Origin of the sequence: Pseudomonas sp. YQ_5 (assembly GCF_043103305.1) — a bacterium.
In the GTDB taxonomy this organism is placed as follows: domain Bacteria; phylum Pseudomonadota; class Gammaproteobacteria; order Pseudomonadales; family Pseudomonadaceae; genus Aquipseudomonas; species Aquipseudomonas putida_Y.
The window spans coordinates 1-424 of sequence record NZ_JBICJS010000014.1 but is presented as its reverse complement, the minus strand read 5'-3'; the positions used below and the strand labels follow the sequence as shown (position 1 = coordinate 424).

The following is a 424-nucleotide window of genomic DNA, read 5'->3' as shown; positions in this document are numbered from 1 at the left end:
GCTCGGACAAAAAGGCTCGGATCTCTCTGACCGTCATTCCACGGGCGTACATGGCGATGATCTTGTCATCGAAACCGGTATACCGCCGCTCATGCTTGGGGATCAGAATAGGCGCAAAACTGCCGTCTCGATCACGAGGAATTTCCAGCCGCAGCGGGCCATCGCCGGTCAAAACCGTCTTGCCACTCTTGCCGTTACGCTGGTTGGTTTCATCCTCTGGGCGCTGCGCGCCCGGCGGATAGCCCAAGTGGTGGCCAAGCTCGGCACTCAGGGCGCGCTCGATCAGGGCCTTCTTGAACGCCGCAGATGCATCCTCGATAGCTTCTGCGGTCATCAGGCCCTCACCGAACTGCTCCAGCAGCTCTTTGGGGATTTTGGGCAGGTCACGCAAGGGTTTCTTTTTGGTTGGCATACATGCACCTCT

The 424-nt window shown here is 58.5% G+C and carries 1 protein-coding gene; it reads right to left on the bottom strand.

All coding sequences use genetic code 11. The annotated features are described in order from the left end of the window. On the bottom strand, nt 1–412 hold a 412-nt coding region (locus ACF8EA_RS02705; RefSeq protein ID WP_392521062.1), incomplete at its 3' end, for a transposase. Nucleotides 413–424: the final 12 nt, after the last annotated feature.